4 protein-coding genes are annotated in these 20,031 nt (G+C 50.4%); all 4 read left to right on the plus strand.

Annotated elements, in window-relative coordinates; genetic code table 11:
- The first annotated feature begins 12 nt into the window (after positions 1-12).
- The 4 genes from KVT36_RS33275 to KVT36_RS22230 are packed head-to-tail and all read left to right on the plus strand — an operon-like array spanning position 13 to position 19,982.
- Complete coding sequence (locus KVT36_RS33275) at positions 13-11,148, plus strand: amino acid adenylation domain-containing protein (RefSeq protein ID WP_368670040.1); 11,136 nt, start codon at positions 13-15, stop codon at positions 11,146-11,148.
- Positions 11,149-11,176: 28 nt separating this feature from the next.
- Positions 11,177-14,569 carry a non-ribosomal peptide synthetase gene (locus KVT36_RS22220; protein WP_217605646.1) on the plus strand — a complete coding sequence of 1,131 codons (3,393 nt, stop codon included), beginning with the start codon at positions 11,177-11,179 and terminating at the stop codon, positions 14,567-14,569.
- Positions 14,570-14,580: 11 nt separating this feature from the next.
- Positions 14,581-18,312: a beta-ketoacyl synthase N-terminal-like domain-containing protein gene (locus KVT36_RS22225; RefSeq protein WP_217605647.1), complete on the plus strand. Its 3,732-nt coding sequence runs from the start codon at positions 14,581-14,583 to the stop codon at positions 18,310-18,312.
- 32 nt (positions 18,313-18,344) lie between these two features.
- A complete protein-coding gene (locus KVT36_RS22230; RefSeq protein ID WP_217605648.1) occupies positions 18,345-19,982 on the plus strand; it encodes an MBL fold metallo-hydrolase in 1,638 nt (545 codons plus the stop codon).
- Positions 19,983-20,031 lie beyond the last annotated feature (49 nt).

The raw sequence follows: 20,031 nt of genomic DNA on the forward strand, positions 1-20,031 counted from the left end.
CCCCGCAATGAAATGGAAAAAGCATTTGCAACCATTTATGAGCAGGTGCTGAACAAACAGCCTGTGGGTATAACCGACGATTTCTTTAACCTGGGCGGAGACTCCATTAAAATACTGCGCACCATTAGCGCACTGAGAAAACAGCTGGCCCTGAACATTTCCATTGCAGATTTTTATAAGCACAGCACTATTGAAAGCCTGGTGCAGTATTTATCAGGACGCAGTAATGAGAACAGTGAAGCGGAAAACCGTAGCAAAGCGGAAGTGCTGGCAGATATAGCCGCACTGAAAGACCGGGTGCTGTCAGGGCTTAATGATGCAGAACAGGTGGAAGACATTTTCCCCATGAGCGATATCGAAAAAGGCATGGTGTATGAATCCCTGGTGAACAAAGGGCTGGGCGTATATCACGACGTATTCGTAAACCACCGTGTACTGCCTGGTTTTGATATGGACCGCTTCCGCCGGGCCTTTGCGCTGTTAATTGAGAAACACGCATTGCTGAGGACTGCATTCCTGTTAGGTGATGATGATGGCGATCTGCAAATAGTATACAAAACAATAAATGCACCGGTGAATGAGCACGATCTTACTCACCTGGAGCGCGAAGCGCAGGAACAGGAGATCCGCAGTTTCCTGCAGGCAGATGCAACCCATCCGTTTAACGTAACCGCAGCCCCGCTGTGGAGGGCAGATGTGTTCAGGATCAGCAGGGATGAAATTGTACTGTCTTTACAGTTCCATCACGCCGTACTGGATGGCTGGAGCCACGCCAACCTGCTTACGGAGCTGAATAATGTGTACCTGGAGCTGGAACATTCCGCCATTGACAGGCTACCTTTATTAAGATCATCCTATAAAGATTTTGTGATCCAGCAGCAGGCAGATAAACGTAACCGCAGCTTGCATACCTTCTGGGAGCAGGAGCTGGCCGGTTACAAACGCCCGGATCTTTTTACCGGTGAGTATGAATACAATAGTTTTTTACAAACCCTGGATCATGCTTACCAGGATAAGCTGCAGGCGTTAGCCGTTACATTAAGCACCAGCATAAGAACCATTTCGCTCAGCGCCTACCTGTACCTGTTAAAAGTACTGAGTGCAGATAATGAGGTGGTAGCAGGGCTGGTGACCAATACCCGCCCCGGGTTGGAGGATAGTGATAAAGTGCTGGGATGCTTCCTGAATACGGTGCCCCTGCGTGCCACTATTGGGGAAGATGTTACAGCAGCCGGCTGGGTAAAACAGGTAGAGGGAAAACTGCTGGCCTTAAAGGAGCCGGAGCGTGTAAGCCTCGTAGAGATTGCGCGTTTGCACCCGGATGCCGGCCAGGGTGGCGGTAATCCCTTCTTTGATACCTTCTTCAACTTTGTAAATTTTCATGTATATGAAGGGTTAAAAGGTAATGACGATGCTACCGGTACGGAAGCCGCCGCAGCTGCCTTCAACAATAACACCCGCGCACGTACCAACATGCCGCTGGAAGTGAATGTGAACCTTACAGGTAATGTATTTAACGCACGTTTTTTCCTGAGCCGTAAATTAAGATCAGGATTAACGGTATCGGATATAGGAAAAATGTACTTCCGCATTCTGCAGCATATAGCAGATGCGCCTGATCAGCTTTTACGGCAGGCCGCTTATATAGATGCCGCAGAAGAACAGCAGCTGCTACATACCTTCAATGATACCGCAACAGATTTCCCGGCAGATAAGACCATGGTACACCTGTTTGAAGAACAGGTAAGCCGCAGGCCTGAAAAGGTAGCGCTGGTGTTTGGCGAAAGCACATTCACTTACCGGGAATTAAACGAGCAGGCCAACCGCTTAGCTGCGCATTTACGCAGCACAGCCGGTATTCAGCCCAATGACCTGGTAAGCATTCAGCTGGATCGCAGTGAATGGATGATCATTTCCATACTGGGTGTGCTGAAGAGCGGCGCCGCCTACATTCCCATTGATCCTTCATACCCGCAGGACCGTATTGATTATATGGTAGCAGACAGCCAAAGCAAGGTATTGATCAATGATGCCTGGCTGGCGGCTTTCCGCGAACAGCAGCAGCAATATGGCACAGAGAACCTGCCCATAGTGAACCAGCCTACGGACCTGGCATACGTGATCTACACCTCCGGCTCTACCGGCAGGCCAAAAGGCTGTATGCTGGAGCACCGCGGCGTGGTGAACCGCGTGGAATGGATGTACCGCCAGTATGCATTCAGTGATGAAGATGTGATCTTACAGAAAACAACCTTCACGTTCGATGTATCTGTTTGGGAAATATTCATGCCTTTGTGCTGGGGCGTAAAGATGGTATTATGTCATAAAGATGATATTGCCTCTCCGCAGCGCATCCTGCGCCTCATAGCCACACAGGGTGTAACCTGCCTGCACTTTGTGCCCAGCATGTTAAGCGCATTCATAACCGCTTTATTTGAAGAATCATCCACAAAAGCAGCCTTACAGGGCCTGCGCCTGCTGATCACAAGTGGTGAGGCCTTACCGGTAGAAACGGTAAAAAAATGGTACAGTCTTGTAAGCACACCCATTCATAACCTGTACGGGCCAACGGAAGCATCAGTGGACGTTACATTTTACGCTACCACTCCGCAGGATAACAGGGTCCCCATTGGCCGTCCCATCTGGAACACGCAGCTGTACATATTGGGTAAGTCCTTGGAGCTGCTGCCATTAGGAGTAGCAGGGGAGATCTGTATTGGCGGCGTAGGCCTTTCAAGAGGTTACCTGCACAAACCGGAGCTGACCGCACAGAAATTTGTGGAGAATCCTTTCCGCAAGAACGAACGCCTGTACCGCACCGGCGACCTGGGTCAATGGCTGCCGGATGGTAACATTGTGTACCTGGGCAGGATAGATGACCAGGTAAAGATCCGCGGTTACCGTATAGAGCTGGGAGAAATAGAATCCGTGCTGCTGCAATCCGGGCTGGTAAGCCAGGCTGCCGCTATTGTAAAAGCAGATGCAGCGGGGACTAAACGCCTGCTGGCATTTGTAGTGCCTGCAGCTGGTTACAGCTTGCCGCAGCTGCAGCAATATCTTACCGCACAGGTGCCGGACTACATGCATCCTGCTGCCATTATAGAGTTAAGCGTCCTGCCTTTAACGCCGAACGGCAAGGCAGATAAAAAAGCGCTGGCCGCCTTACAGCATGCCCTGCTGCCGGCCACGGAATACACAGCACCCCGGAATGCGACTGAACAAACCATTGCCGCTATCTGGGAAGAAGTGCTGGCTGCAGATCGTATAGGCGTGCACGATAATTTCTTTACTATAGGGGGGGACTCTATTATTTCTATCCGCATTCTCAGCAAACTGAAAAAGGAATTTCATAAAGAAATTGAGCTACGCACTTTTTATGAAATGCCTACTATAGCGGCGCTGGCAGCCCACGTAACAGCCTACGGCCATGTGCCAGATGCAAAGTTACAGCTACAGCAGGAGATCACCGCACAGCTGGATGCCATGCAACAGGAAGTGTTGCGCACGGCGCCCAATGCCGCTGCCATAGCAGAGGTATATCCCATGAGCGATATACAGAAAGGAATGGTGTTTGAGCAGCTGAAAGACCCGGAAAACGGTACTTACCACGATCAGTTTGTGTACCAGCTTCCGTTATTTGACCTGGATATTTTTAAACAGGCCTTTACCCTGCTGGTGGAAAAACACAGCATTTTAAGGACCGGTTTTGATATTTATAACATGGGCAGCGATAGCCTGCAGATCGTGTATAAAACCGTACCGGTGAACATGCTGGTAGAGGACCTGACGGATAAAGATGCCGCAGCGCAGCAGGCTTACATCCGCCAGTATATAACAGACGAACGCAAAAGACCGTTTGATCTTTCCATAGCACCCCTTTGGCGGATCAGCATTTTTGTCACCGCTGCAGATCAGATGGTGTACCTGTTCCAGTTCCACCACGCTATCCTGGATGGCTGGAGCGTAGCTTCGCTGAACACAGAATTGCATCACTTATGCCTGCAGCTGCAGCAGGATGCAGCTTACCGCCCCGCCCCGCTGATGGCGGATAATAAAACCAGCATTATAAGCTCCCTGGCAGAGAAAGCACAGGAAGAAAATATCCGTTTCTGGCAGCAGGAGCTGGCAGATCATAAACGCCTGTCCGTTTTTGAAAACAAAGCGCTGGCCGCTTCATTTGAAAAAAACTACCCGCCTGATTATTTACCTAAGCTGGAAAATGCAGCCAAACTGCAGGGGGTTCCGGTAAGAACATTGTTCCTTGGAGCTTATTTATATACGCTGCAATTGCTCACTGCAGAAACAGACCTCACTATTGGCCTCGTATCCAATGTACGGCCGGTATGCGAGGACGGGGATAAGATCCTGGGCTGCTTCCTGAACACAATTCCACTGCGCTATCAGCAGGGCAGTACCGCCGGTAGCTGGAGGCAGTACACAATGGAGCTGGATCATAAATTAAGATCCCTGAAGGGCCGGGACCGGTTAAGCCTCTATGAAATTAACCGCTTGTCAGGTGGTGATATAAGAGAAAGCAACCCGTTCTTTGATGTTGTTTTCAACTATATCAACTTCCATGTGTATGATGCGCTGCACGTGGTACTGGATGAAAAAGCCACGAAGGAAAAGAACAGCCTGGAGCTGAAATCTTTTGAATCCACCAATACCTGGCTGGATCTTTCTGTGAGCATAACAGGTGGCATGTTAAAGCTGATCTATAAACAGAAGAAAGAGTTAACAGGCGGTATTTCTCTGGCTGCATTCAATGAATACTTTGAACGTGCATTGGAAAATATTGCGTTTAACCCCACAGGCAGAACAGATAAGCAGGTTATGCTGTCGGCGCACGACCTGCAGCAGCTGCTGGGTACTTTTAACAATACCACGGTACCTTACCTTGCGAATGAAACCATACAGGAACAGTTTGAACGGCAGGCTGCAGCTACACCTCAGCAAATAGCTATTGTAACGGCAGATACGCAGCTTACCTATAAAGAGCTGAATGAAAAAGCTAACCAGCTGGCCGCATTTTTAAGGGGGGGCTGCCAGGTAACGGCAGAAACGCTGGTAGCCCTTGTAAGCGGGCGCTCCGCAGAAATGGTTGTTGGTATGCTGGGCATTCTGAAATCCGGCGCTGCTTATGTGCCCATTGATCCGGAGCTGCCGGCAGAACGTGTACGTTACATGCTGGAAGATGCCCGCATTAAAATAGTGATAATAGAAAACGAGCACCGCAAGGCGGTGTTGCCTACAGCCGGTTTTGAAGCAGTAGTAATAAAAGATAATCCGCTGTTATTGCAATACCCCGCTGTAAACCTGCCATTGATCAACAATGCCGCTAACCTGGCGTATGTGATCTATACATCGGGTTCCACGGGCAGGCCTAAAGGCGTTATGCTGGAGCATGCTGCTTTATCAAATTTATGCAACTGGCATAATCGTTATTTTGAAGTAACGGCGCAAAGCAAGGCAACCGTGTATAGCAGCATTAGCTTTGATGCCGCAGGCTGGGAAATATGGCCCTACCTGTTAACCGGCGCCACGCTGTATCCGTTACCCGGTAATATACGGCTGGATGTAACTGCAATAGCTGCATTTATAAAAGAGCAGGGTATTACGCATTGCTTTTTACCTACTGTAATATGTGAGCAGCTGGCAGATGCTGCCACCACTGGCCTGGATCAGGTAAAGATCCTTACCGGGGGCGATGCGCTGCGGCATACCGGTAACCTGAAGCTGATTAACAACTACGGCCCTACGGAAAATGCAGTGGTGTCTGCCTCCATTCATCTGAATGAGCTGAACGGCCTGTCTGTAATACCCATTGGTAAACCCATTGACAACACCGCGGTGTATATACTGGATGTTAACCTGCAATTACAACCGGTAGGCGTTACCGGCGAGATTTGCCTGGCAGGGTATAACCTGGCCCGCGGATACCTGCACCAGCCCGCATTAACCGCCGAAAAATTTGTAGCCAATCCTTTTAAACCCGGTGAGCGCCTGTACCGCACTGGTGACCTGGGCCGCTGGCTGCCGGACGGTAACATTGCATTTGCCGGCCGTAAGGACGAGCAGGTGAAGATCCGCGGTTACCGTATAGAGTTGGGTGAAATAGAAAGTATTTTGCAACAGCAACCGGGCATACAAGCCGCTGTTGTACTGGCCAGGCCAAACAGCAATGGGCAGAAAGAGCTGGTAGCCTACCTGGTAAGTGAGGTTACGCTTAACATAACAGCCCTGCGCGCTGCATTGGGCACAATCCTGCCTGCTTATATGCTGCCTGCACATTTTGTGCAGCTGGATGTATTGCCGTTGAATGCCAGCGGTAAGGTAGACAAGAAGAACCTGCCTGATCCGGAAACCGGGATAATGGCTGCTAACGTAACCTATGTGGCGCCGCGTAATGAAGCAGAACGTAACCTGGTGGCGGTGTATGAAGAAGTGTTGAAGAAACAGTCCATCGGTATTAAAGATGATTTCCTGGCCCTGGGCGGCGATTCCATTAAATCCATACAGGTAGTGGCCCGTTTAAAACAACGGGGTTTTACCTTAACCATCCAGGACGTGATCCGCTTCCCTGTAATAGAAGAACTAGCAAGTAAAGTGCAGGTAGTGACCCGCGCGGTTCCTCAGAGGCTGGTGGAAGGTTTGGTGCCGTTAGGCCCCATACAGTCGCAGTTCCTGAACGGGGCGGTCCTGCATAAACATCATTACAATCAATCTGTGTTACTCTACAGCAAAACGCCTGTTGATATTAATGCGCTGCGCGCCGCGCTGGATAAGATTGTTCAACACCATGATGCGCTGCGCATGGTATTCCGCCAAACGGAAACCGGCTGGCTGCAGGAGAACAAAGGCAAAACGCAAGGTTATATCTTTGAAGAGATCCGCAATATCAGCGAAACAGATTTTGCTGCACATTGCGACCGTCTGCAATCCGGTATGCAGCTGGAAGAAGGACCTTTGTTCAGTGTAGGTTTATTTCGCGGTGAAGCAGGCGACCGTTTATTAATGGTAGCCCATCACCTGGTAATTGACGGTGTATCCTGGCGCATTTTGTTTGAAGATCTTTCCACATTATACCAGCAATACATGGCAGCTCAGCCGTTGGAGCTGCCTTTAAAAACGGATTCCTTCCAGTACTGGCAGCAAATGCAGCAGCAATATGCACAAAGCGAAATCCTGCAAAAAGAAGCAGTCTATTGGGATGCGTTGGAAGCCATGCACATTCCGCCGGTACCGGTGGAACATGCAGAGGGCAGCAGCCTGATAAAAGATGCTGCCCGTCAATCTTTTCTGCTGGATGAAAGTTTAACCAGCCGCTTATTAACACAGTGTTACAGCGCATACCGTACAGAGGTGAATGACCTGTTACTGGGCGCTTTCAGCATGGCAGTAGCAGAGGTGTTTGAGCTGGAAAAAGTGCTGATCAACCTGGAAGGGCATGGCCGGGAGAACATAGGCGCTAATGTAGATGTAACCCGCACCGTAGGCTGGTTTACCAGCATGTACCCCGTGGTATTTGATATGCGCCACCGGGAGGATGCCATCCGGCAGCTGATCACCGTAAAAGAAACTCTGCACCGCGTGCCCAATAAAGGCATGGGTTATGGCATACTGCGTTACACAGCCGGCCGCAACTACCGGTTGCAGCCGCAAATAGCATTCAACTACCTGGGCGATTTTGGTGCAGGTGTACAGGACGCGGAAGGCAAACAGCTGTTTGGATTTTCCGGCGACTACCAGGGGCGTGCCATCTCGCCGGACGAACCGCGCGCTGTGCTGCTGGATGTACTGGGCATGGTAACAGAAGGGCAGCTCCGTTTAACCATCAGTTATAGTACCCACCAGTATTCCAAACCGGTAATTGCAAGGCTGCTTGCCTGTTTCCAGGCGCAGCTGGAAGAGCTGATAAACGCGCTCTCTGCAACAGCTGCCACGCATCTTACCCCGGTTGACCTTACTTATAAAGAGCTGAGTATGGAACAGGTGGAGCAGCTGGATGTGGATGGGAATACAGAAGATGTGTATCCATTAAGCCATTTACAGGAAGGGCTGTACTACCACTGGCTCAGCACACCTGGTTCACTGGCGTATTGCGAGCAAATGAGCTATCGCCTGAAAGGTACGCTGAACCTGGATGCGCTGGAACGCAGCTATGAAATGCTGGTGGCGCGCCACGCCGTGCTGCGCACCAGCTTTACACAGGAGCTGGATAGCAGCGTGCTGCAGGTAGTGAAAAAGAAAGTGTTGAATAATTTCCAATACCTGGATGTTAGCGGTCAGGCGGATCCTGTGATAGAAGATATTAAACGCAACATCCGCCAGCAAGGCTTTGACCTGCATAGCGGATCCCAAATGAACCTCACCGTGTTAGGTTTGGGTGCAGATACCTATGAATTTATCTGGGGTCATCATCACATTTTAATGGATGGCTGGTGTGTAGGTATCCTGATCAAAGAATTCTCTGAATTGTATGAAGGATTGTTGCAGGGCCGCAAAACCAGCCTGCCGGAAGTACAGCCTTATGCGGGTTATATTTCCTGGCTTATGCAGCAGGATAAAGAAAGGTCGTTACAATACTGGAGGCATTACCTGGCAGATTATGATACCGTAAGCACCCTGCCGCAGCTGGCTGCCGGCAACCATGCTGCCTTTGAACCGGCAGAGCGGGCCTTTAACCTGGGTACTGCTGCCACCGCCGCCATAAAAGCCCTGTGCGCGCAGCTGCGCATTACGGAAAATACCTTCATCCAAACCATCTGGGGCTTGTTACTATCCCGTTATAACAATACAAGGGATGTAGTGTTTGGCGCAGTAGTGTCCGGCCGCCCGGGAGAAATAAAGGGTATTGAAGAAATGATAGGCCTGTTCATTAACACCATCCCCGTACGTATACGTATAAATGAAGGCGCCACTGCGGAAGCGTTACTAAAAGCCGTGCAGGAAAGCGCCATCAGCGCAGCGGCGCATCACTATACACAGCTGGCAGATGTGCTGGCAGTAAGTGAACCGGGTGGCGGTTTGGTTGATCACATCCTCATATTTGAAAATTACCCGGTACAGGAAATGGTGGAACAGCATGCAGCCGGCCGGCAGCAGCAACAGGAGCTGTTAGTGATATCGTCTGCCGGTGTGGAGCAAACCAGCTACAACCTTTCTGTTTCTGTTATTCCCGGTAATAACTTCCGCATTCGTTTTGAATATAACAGCATGGTATATGCCGCACAGCTAATGGCGGCCCTGGAAGAACATTTTACACAGCTGGTTATACAGGTGCTGGATAATCCGGCAGTACAGATAGACACCGTTTGTTATTTAAGTGAAGCGGAAAAGCAGCAGCAGCTCATTGCCTTTAATGAGCCGGGCATCATGGATTATCCGAAAGACAAAACCGTTATAGAGCTGTTACAGGAGCAGGTAACCCGCACGCCGGAAAACATTGCCGTCATTTTCAAAGACCGCACGCTTAGCTACCAGCAGCTGCACGAACAGTCTAACCGCCTGGCGCATTATTTAAAAGCGCAGTATAACATTCAGCCCAATGATCTCATAGGCATAAAGCTGGACCGCAGCGAATGGGTAATGATAACGGTATTGGCCGTGCTGAAAAGCGGCGGCGCTTATGTGCCCGTTGATCCGGATTATCCGCAGGAGCGTATTGATTATATTGTTGAAGACAGTAAGTGCAAAGTATTGGTAGACGAAGACCTGCTGGAAGCGTTCCATAAAGCAGCACAGCAATACCCTGCCAGCAATCTGTCCACCATACCGCAGCCTGGCGATCTGGCTTATATTATTTACACCTCCGGCAGCACCTGCAATCCCAAGGGCGTAATGATCGGGCACCTATCCCTGGTGAACCTGGCCCTGGGTGTTATCAGACAGTATAACGTAACGGAAAAGGATCGCATTTTGCAATTTGCTTCCCTCTCTTTTGATATGTCGGTAGAGGAAACCTTCCCCTTCCTGCTGAAAGGCGCCGGGGTAGTAATACGGCAGGATGTGGAATTGCAGCCCTCCGGCTTCCGGCGTTTTGTAGTGGATAATAAGATCACCATTCTGAATATTCCACCGCTGTTCTTCCCCGTGATCCATGAGCTGGAAGAAAGCGAAAAGGCAGATCTGTTTGCTACCGTACGCATGATTGCATTTGGCGGCGAAGCCCTGCCGGATGGTGTGCTGCGGGCAGCGCAAGGTTATGGCATACAGCTCTTTAACGCATACGGTCCTACGGAAAGCACGGTGAATGCTGTCATTGCAGACAGCACCCATGGCGTGTCTTCCGTGATCGGGAAACCCTTTGCCAATACGCAGCTATACGTGCTGGATGCAGCGCTGCAGCTGTTGCCCATAGGTGTTAGCGGAGAGCTGTATATAGCCGGCGATGGCCTGGCCAAAGGTTACCTGTACCGGCCGGAGCTTACAGCAGAAAAATTCATTGACAATCCTTTTGGTGAAGGAAAATTATACCGCACCGGCGATGTAGTGCGCTGGACACAGGATGGGAATATTGTGTTCATAGGCCGGCAGGACGACCAGGTGAAGATCCGCGGGTACCGCATAGAGCTGGGTGAAATAGAAACCACCCTGCAGCTGCATGAGCAGGTGAATGGCGCAGTAGTAGTGGCCCGCAGTGGAACCGACGGTGAAAAAATGCTGGTAGCCTATGTAACCGGTAATGTAGAGCTGAATATAGCAGAGCTGCGCACACACCTGAATAAAACATTACCCTCTTACATGATCCCATCGCAGTTTGTGCAGCTGGATAGTTTCCCGGTAACCGCCAATGGCAAGGTGAATAAAAAGCAGCTGCCCGATCCGCAGGGCGCAGGCATGGCTACCAGTGTGGAATATGTGGCCCCGCGCAATGAAACGGAAGTAACGCTGGTGAGCATGTGGCAGGAGATCCTGCGGGTGGAAAAGATCGGTATTAAGGATGATTTCTTTGAGCTGGGAGGCCATAGTCTGAAAGTGGCACGGCTGGCGGGCCAGATCCATAAAACATTTGACTACCGCATAGCCCTGAAGGATATTTTCTTTAACCCCACCATTGAAGCGCTGGGCGATATGATCCGCGCCGGTAAATGGATTGAAAGCTCCCGGCAAATAAAACAGGAGAACCGGGATGTAATTGAACTCTAAGTTGTAAGCAAATAATTTTTATACGGATATGAAAAATGTAATTGACTTAATACTGGCACTGGCAGAAAAGGATATACAGGTATACGTGGAAGACGGGAAGCTAAAGATCAATGCACCGGATGGCGCATTGAAGGAGGATGTGATACAGAAAATAAAAGAAAATAAAAACGCATTGATGGCCTGGCTGTCTGTAACCCGGGCAGATAACCATAACGAAATACCGGCAGTCGAAGCCAGCGCCTCTTACGTGTTATCCTCCTCGCAGCGCAGGTTATGGGTATTAAGCCAGTTTGAGGAAAGCAATACCGCTTACAACATGCCCGGTGTATTTGTGTTTGAAGGTAACCTGGACCTGATAGCGCTGCAGGGATCTTTTAAGAACCTGATTGCTCGGCATGAGATCTTAAGGACGGTGTTCAGGGAAAATGAGCAGTTTGAGATCCGGCAGTACATTCAGCCGGCTGCTGATGTGAATTTTGAGATCGCCTACCATGATCTGCGGATGGAAGCAGAACAGGAAGAAAAGCTGAAGGCCTTTGTACAGCAGGATGCCGGGAAGCCCTTTAACCTGGCCACCGGCCCTTTGTTACGCGCTGTTTTATGCCAGGTGGCAGATAATAAATGGGTATTTACCTACACCCTGCATCACATTATCAGCGATGCCTGGTCAATGGATATCCTGGTAGCAGAGCTGCTGCAATTATACAATGCACGCACCCGTAATGAGGAGCTGCAGCTGCCGCCCTTGCGTATCCAATACAAGGATTATGCTGCCTGGCAGCAGGCGCAGCTAAGCGGCGGAGCGCTGAATGAGCATAAGGCCTGGTGGCTGCAGCAGTTTGAAGGAGAGCTGCCGGTGCTGCAGCTGGCAGGTGATAACATACGCCCGGCCGTAAAAACGCATCGTGGCGCGGTGGTAAATAAAAGCTTCAGCCCTGCATTAAGTAGCCGGCTGCAGGTATTGCTCAAAGAACAGGGTAGCACCCTGTTCATGGGATTGCTGGCAGCAATAAATGCATTGCTGTACCGCTACACCAGCCAGACAGATATTGTAATAGGCACTTCCATTGCCAGCCGGGAACACCCCGACCTGGAAAACCAGATAGGATTTTATGTGAACACGCTTGCATTAAGAGCGCAGTTCAAAGGCGATGATAGCTACACCGCCTTGCTGCAGCATATTAAACAGGTAACCCTGGGCGCATATGAGCACCAGGCCTATCCTTTTGATGAGCTGGTGAATGAGCTGCACCTGCAGCGGGATATGAGCCGCAGCAGCCTGTTTGATGTAATGGTGGTATTACAGAACGCTGATGGTGGTGATGCAAAGGAACCGCAAACATTAGGCAATGTACAGGTAAGCAGCTATGCTTCCGGGGAAGATGCTATCAGCAAATTTGACCTCACTTTCTTTTTCACAACTACAGAAGATGCGCTGTATGTACAGGCAGTGTACAACAAGGATATTTACAGCAAAGCCACCATTACCCGCCTGTGCAATCACCTGGAACAGCTGCTGGAAGCAGCGCTGGCAGCGCCTGAGCAACCCATTCAGCAGCTGGATTATTTAAGTGTAACGGAAAAACAGCAGCTGCTGGTGAATTTTGCAGAAAGCACCATCGCCTATCCAACCAATAAAACCATTGTAGACCTGTTTGATGAGCAGGCCGCCCGCACACCGGAAAATATAGCCCTCACTTTTGCAGGGAAAGACCTTACTTACCGGGAGCTGCAGGAGCAGGCAAACAAGCTGGCTGCCTACCTGCGCAGCAATTGCAATATAAAAGCAGATGACCTGGTAGGCGTTATGCTGGACCGCTCTGCCAGCATGATCATCGCTATACTGGGCATCCTGAAGTCAGGCGGCGCTTATGTGGCCATTGAGCCGGAAACACCCCGCGCAAGAAAGGAATTTATAATACAGGATACCGGCATTAAGTCGCTCATCACCCAAACAGATTATATTTTTGACCTGGACTATTACAAAGGCAATGTGTTTGCCATTGATATTCAGCTGGACGGTATTACAGATGCTGAGCTGCCGGTACGCAATGATATACTGCCGGCCGACCTGGCCTATGTGATCTATACCTCCGGCAGCACTGGCCAGCCCAAAGGTGTAATGATCAATCACCAGTCGCTGGTGGATTATGTGTATGGCATACTGGCGCGTACCAACATCCGCGAATGTAAGCACTTCGGGCTGGTATCTACCATCGCTGCAGACCTGGGCAATACCGTCGTATATCCCTGCCTGTTAACCGGCGGAAGATTGCAGGTATTTACTGCAGCAGATGTAATGAATGCAGACCGTATGCTGCAGGCGGAGCTGGATTGCATAAAAATAGTACCCTCGCACTGGAAGGCATTACAGCAGGTACACCAGCTGTTTGTACCGGCAAAATGCCTCATTTTCGGAGGCGAGCAGCTGACCAGTGATGTAATAGATCTGCTGCGCGCTTATGATGGCAGCTGTGAAGTATATAACCATTACGGCCCCTCTGAAACTACCATTGGCAAGCTGGTGAATAAGGTGAACATTAACACCGCTAGCGGTAATGTGCCATTGGGCATGCCCTTCTCCAACAGCCAGGTATATATCCTGGATGCACAGCTACAGCCCCAGCCCATAGGCGTTGCCGGAGAAATTTGCATAGGTGGCCATGGCCTTTCCAGGGGATATCTGAATAACAATGCGCTTACCGCAGAAAAGTTTGTAAATAATCCTTTCCGTTCCGGTGAACGTTTTTACAGGACCGGTGATGTGGGTAAATGGCTGCCGGACGGCAGCATTATTTTCCTGGGCCGTAAAGATGACCAGGTGAAGTTCCGCGGGTACCGCATAGAGCTGGGCGAAATTGAAACCGCATTACAGCAGCATCCTGAAATAGCGCAAGCCGTGGTGCAGGCTAAAGCCAATGGCAGCGGGGAAAAAGAGCTGGTGGCTTATGTGGTAAGTCAAACAACGCTCAGCAAACAGGATATGCAGCAGTTCCTGCAAAAAACACTGCCATCATTCATGCTGCCTGCACATTATGTGCAGCTGGAAGCTATTCCCTTAACGCCCAATGGTAAGATAGACCGCAAAAGATTACCGGACCCCGAAGAGCTGGGCACCCTGTCAGACGAAGTATATATAGCCCCGGATACCGGCATTGAAAAACAGCTGGTGGCTATTTGGGAGGAGGTGCTGGGGAAAAGCCCTGTGGGCGTGCAAACCAGCTTTTTTAACCTGGGCGGCAACTCACTGAAGATAATCAAGATGTCGCAGCTGGTAAGTCAGCAGCTGGGCGTTAGTTTTTCCATAGATAAGTTTTTCGAGTACCTGACTATCCGGGACATTGCCCGCGCTATAGAACAGGAAAAAATGATCAAAGAAGCAGCGCCTGCGGAGAAGGAAACCGAATTAATGATCTTTTAAAAACCCAAAACATGAAAACAGCCATTGCAATTATTGGTCTTTCCATGAAAGTAGCGGAGGCAGATAACCTGGAAGCATTCTGGGAAACTGTGCAAACAGGTGAGCATAGTTTTAAGCCATTATCAGCCCAGCGCCTGAACGATATATTTTCCCGCTTCGGGGAGTTTGAAGTAACGAAAGGCTCTTACCTGGACAGGATAGACCTGTTTGACAACGAGTACTTTAAAATATCGCCCGCAGAAGCAGAGCGTATGGATCCGGAGCAGCGCCTTATGCTGGAGCATGCGGTCAAGGCCGTGTACAATGCAGGTTATGTACCGGCGGAGCTGAGAGGACAGCGCATTGGTTTCTTTCACACGTTTGGCCAATCAATGTACCGGCACTTTTTTGATGAGTTTAATAACCTGGCCCTTACTGCGCACATGCCCGGCATGGTAGGCACTCGGGTAGCCAATTTTATGGATTGGCGCGGGCCGCTGATAGGGGTGGATACCACCTGCTCCTCCTCCTTGACTGCACTCTATTATGCTTGTCAAAGCCTGGCTAATGATGATTGCAGCCTGGCCATGGTAGGTAGTGTAAGCCTGAGCGTAAGCTCCAGGGACCATGCTGTGCTTTCACCGGTAATGTCCAAACGGGAGCAATGTCACCCATTTGACGGCGATGCCGATGGTATCCTGGGTGGGGAAGGTATTGTATGTGTGCTGCTTAAAAGAGCCGATGCCGCCATCCGCGATGGCGATCCCATTCATGCCATTATTAAAGGCGGCGCCATAAACCATGGCGGCGCGCTGATCCAGAATATTTCTGCACCCAGCCCGGTATCACAGGCAGAAGTGATCCGCATGGCATGGGAGAATAGCGGGGTAAACCCGGCGCATATACGATTTATAGAAGCGCATGGCACTGGTACCATCTTAGGCGATCCTATTGAGTTCAGCGGCATAGATGCTGCTTTTAAAGAAAGCCTGCCGGGCATGGACAAAGTTTGTTCCATCAGCTCCGTAAAGGGACAGCTCGGACATTTAGGCCCCGTAGCAGGGCTGGCAGGCCTGGCCAGGCTGGTGCTGGCATTAAAACAGCAGCAGCTGCCGCCGCAGGTAGGTTTTAACAGCATTAACCCGCATATACCGGAAAGTGATTCACCTGTAAAAGTGCAGCGCACGCTGCAGCCCTGGAATAGCGAAGTGCCACGGGCAGGCGGCGTAAGCTCCTTCGGATTAACCGGTACCAATGTGCACATGATAGTGGAGGAATATGCTGCGCCGGTTAACACTGCACCTGCAACAACCGAAAATGGCGTATATGCAATGAAGTTAGGTGGCGCTACACCCGCAAAAGCGGCTAACGTTAGCGCTTACCTGCTGCAATATTTACAGCAGTACCCGCAAACAAACCTGGCGCAGCTAAGCTATTCCGTGAACCGGATCATGGGCGAGGTTACTTACGGTGAGCTGGTATTGTTTAAAGACCGGGAAGAGCTCATTAACATCCTGCAACAAAAGCTAACAGCCAACAACCCACAGCCAACTCCATTCACAACACCCCGCAAAAAGGCAACCCCGCCGCAGGTGTTCCTGTTAATACCCGGCCTGCTTACCGCAGATAAGATAACGGCGTTCTTAGATCAAAGCCCGGCCATGGCAGCATTGTATACAGCAGTAACAGCAGGGCATGAGGAGCTGACAGCCACACAACAATCTTTCCTGTTACATTACTGCGCTGCCAAAACATTGAACAATGGCGGTTTTGCACCGGATAAGATCATTGGCGCACAATCCGGCAAGCTCTTATCCCTTTTGCTGATGGATAAGGTAACCCTGCCGGAAGCCCTGTTGCAGCTGGCTGCACAGGAACCCGTTCAGGAGCCGTTTAACAGCGCAGCCTTTGTACAATTCTTAAACACACTGGATGCGCAGCAACAATACCTGCTGGTTGTAATGGGCAGCCAGGGTGAAATGATCACTGCCTGCAGGCAATGGCTCACAGCACAGGCGCCCGCGCACATCCAGGCTGTATTTCCTACGCAAGGCCGCGACCTTTGCCTGGATATACTGACCGCTTATTACAACAGCGGGCATGAGCTGCGCTTTGCAAACCTGTTCGGCAAAACGCCTTTCCTGCATAACCTGCATTTGCCGGTACTCGAACCTAAACGCCACTGGCCGCAGGTAATATCACTGGCTGTAGTAAATAATGCACCAGCAGCCTTACTGCAGGAAACAGCTGCAGCGCCGCAGGTGTTTACCACGGCGGATATTATAGCAGGGGTAACCGCCATCTGGCAGGATAAGCTGAAGGTTACTGAAATAGGCCTTGAAGATGATTTCTTTGACCTGGGCGGTTCCTCCTTATTAGGATTGGATGTATTACAGCAAATAGCCAAACGTTATGCGGTTGACCTGGAATATGCCGACATTTTTGATTATTGCACCGTATCCCAGCAGGCCGCGCTGATAGAAGAAAAGCTGGGAGCCATACCACCGGTGCCCGTGGTTAATACTACGCCCGCAGCAACCGGCGTCATTAGCCGTGACGATCTGCGCAGCCTGGAATATGAGCTGCTGCTGCAGCGCATACAGGAGCAGGAAGCGGCTGAGCGCATTGCCCCGCAGCATATCCTGCTTACCGGCGGCACCGGTTTCCTGGGCGTGTATGTGATCAAAGAGCTGCTGGAAAAAACAAATGCAACTATTACCTGCCTGGTAAGGGCTGCAGATGATGCTGCCGCACAAACACGTTTAGCCGCCACAGTTAGCTGGTACTTCCCGCACCTGCAGCTGCCTCCGCAAAGGATCAGCGGTATCTGCGGGGATATTACCCTGGCAGACTTGGGCCTTACAGCTGCCGGCAACACGCATTTACAGGATGTGGATACCGTGCACCACCTGGCCGCCAACGTAAGCCATTTTGGTAAAGCCACCCATACCAACAGCATTAATTATGAAGGCACGGTAAAGGTGCTGGAATGGGCCAAAAAGAAGGGGGTGCAGTATTTCAATCACTATTCTACCAACGCCGTTGCCACTGGCGGGTTTATTGAGAACGTGGAAAGCATTAGCTTTTATGAAACAGACCTGGACCTTGGCCAGCAGTTCGGCCGCCGCATTTACCCCGCTTCCAAATTCAGGGCAGAACAATATATAAAGGAAAACAGCGGCCGCCTGCATGTAAATGTATTCCGCATCGGCAACATTGGCGGCGATTCGCAAACCGGGTTATTCCAGCAGAATATTGGCAGCAATAACTTTTACCAGCGCCTGAGAACATTGGCTAGCCTGGGTTATTACTGTGAGGAAATAGCCGCCACCACGTTTGAAACCACCCCGGTGGATATTGTGTGTGGTATCACCGTAGCGCTGTCACTGCATAAAAATGAGCTGTTCAGCACTTTTCATATTATGGAAGCTAACCCCATCCGCTTAAGCCAGTTTGTACAACAGCTGGCCGCCTGCAACATTGAGCTGCAGCTTACCGATGCCGCCACTTTTGAGCAGCACGTGCAAAAGCTGATGGACGGCGCAGACCTTTCCACGGAAAATACGGCCCTGGGCATACTGCGCTACAGCAGCACAGATGCAGCGGATACACGTTTTATGATCCAGCAGCAGGCCACCAAAGCTTACCTGGAAAAAATAAGCGCCCGTTGCACCTACGATATAGAAAAGTATGCGCACACCATTGTGCAGTATTGTGTGCGGGAAGCCTTTATACAGGTACCCCGGACTCAGGCAACGATCTAAATTTTATTCAACAATCTATTAAAGTAATAAGTATGAAAAACAACACCTGGTATGCAAAACCAAATCTTGTAGTAGAACCCCTTTTTGACAGATGGTATGCATGGGCACACCTCATATCACCCGCCACCTCTGCCATGAATGTTGTGAACCGGCATCTCAAGATCCTGGATTCGTATATACAGAACCCGCAGATCCATGCCGCTGCAGCTAAGAACCCCAAAATGCGCGGCGGTCCCTTTGTGGACCTGAATGGCGGCCGGGTAGAGGAGATCCGCAAGCTAAGAGAAGAAACCGTTGAGAAAAAAGCGCATGAAATAGCCTTTGCACAAGCCGTTGTGGAGCTGGACAGAATGCTGAAAACACATGCCAAAGGTTTTGCAATGGATACCCTGTACAGCAAAGTGCCGGAGATATTGAAAGGACATGTGGAGCTGGTGTATGACCTGAACAACTACCCCTCTTTCCGTTTCTTTGAGCGCCTGTTGTATAACAGCCCCCTGTATAACGAAGCATCCCAGAGCATAGCCCTGTGGATCACCAATAATGATGAGCGTCCTTTTGTACTGAGCACGCCCCGCTTGAATGAGCCCAATGTGATCCATGTGCAGGTGCCATTCAAACATGCCGGCATTGATATGATCAGCCGCATGAGAAGAATACCCGGCGATATAGAGGAAGTAGCTGCCGCCTTTGACATTAAGGAAGAGGACCGGGAGCTGTTTAACACCTTTTTTACCCAGGAGCAGCCGGTGGAATACACGCCCTATACCGGCGATAAGATCCGTATGCGCTACTTCGGCCATGCCTGCATCCTGGTAGAAACCAAGGACACCAGCATCCTGGTAGATCCTGTGATCAGCTACCACGGCTATTCTACAGATGTAACCCGTTATTCGGAAGCGCACCTGCCGGATAAGATAGATTATGTGATCATCACCCATAACCACCAGGATCATATCCTGTTTGAAACCCTGTTATCATTGAGGCACCGTATAGGCCACATCGTAGTGCCCAAAGGCGGCAATGGCTCCCTGCAGGATCCTAATCTGAAAATGATGTTCAACATGCTGGGCTTTAACAACGTGCTGGAAATAGGCGAGTTTGAAACCGTGGGATCAGGACATACCCGCATCACCGGCGTGCCTTTCATTGGAGAACATTCCGATCTGGATATCCGCTCCAAGCTGTGCCACCATGTACGCATTGGCAAATACACCCTGCTGTTTGCGGCAGACTCCTGCAACGTGGAAGCCCGCCTGTACGAGCAGGTGTTTAAGATGATAGGCACGGTAGACAGTTTGTTCCTGGGTATGGAATGCGATGGCGCGCCTCTTTCCTGGTTATACGGACCGCTGTTAACGGAAGAGCTGCCCCGCGATATGGATGGCTCCCGCCGCCTGGCCGGCTCCAACTATGAGCGGGGAAAGGCCATGGTAGACGTGTTCCAGCCTAAAGAGCTGTACGTGTATGCCATGGGCATGGAACCCTGGCTGGAGTTCATTAGCTCCATCAAGTACACAGACGAATCCAACCCCATTGTACAATCCAATAAGCTCATTAAAGAATGCCGGGCTAACAACATTATATCAGAGCGGCTGTATGGCGAAAAAGAGCTGTTCTATGAAATGGGAGTGCTGGAAGAAAAAGAGCAGCCGCAAGAGCAATATTAATTAAGGCGCACAGGCTGGAAAACGCAAACGTATATACGAATAGGTATTA

Source organism: Chitinophaga sp. GbtcB8 (genome assembly GCF_019091455.1).
Taxonomy (GTDB): Bacteria; Bacteroidota; Bacteroidia; order Chitinophagales; family Chitinophagaceae; genus Chitinophaga.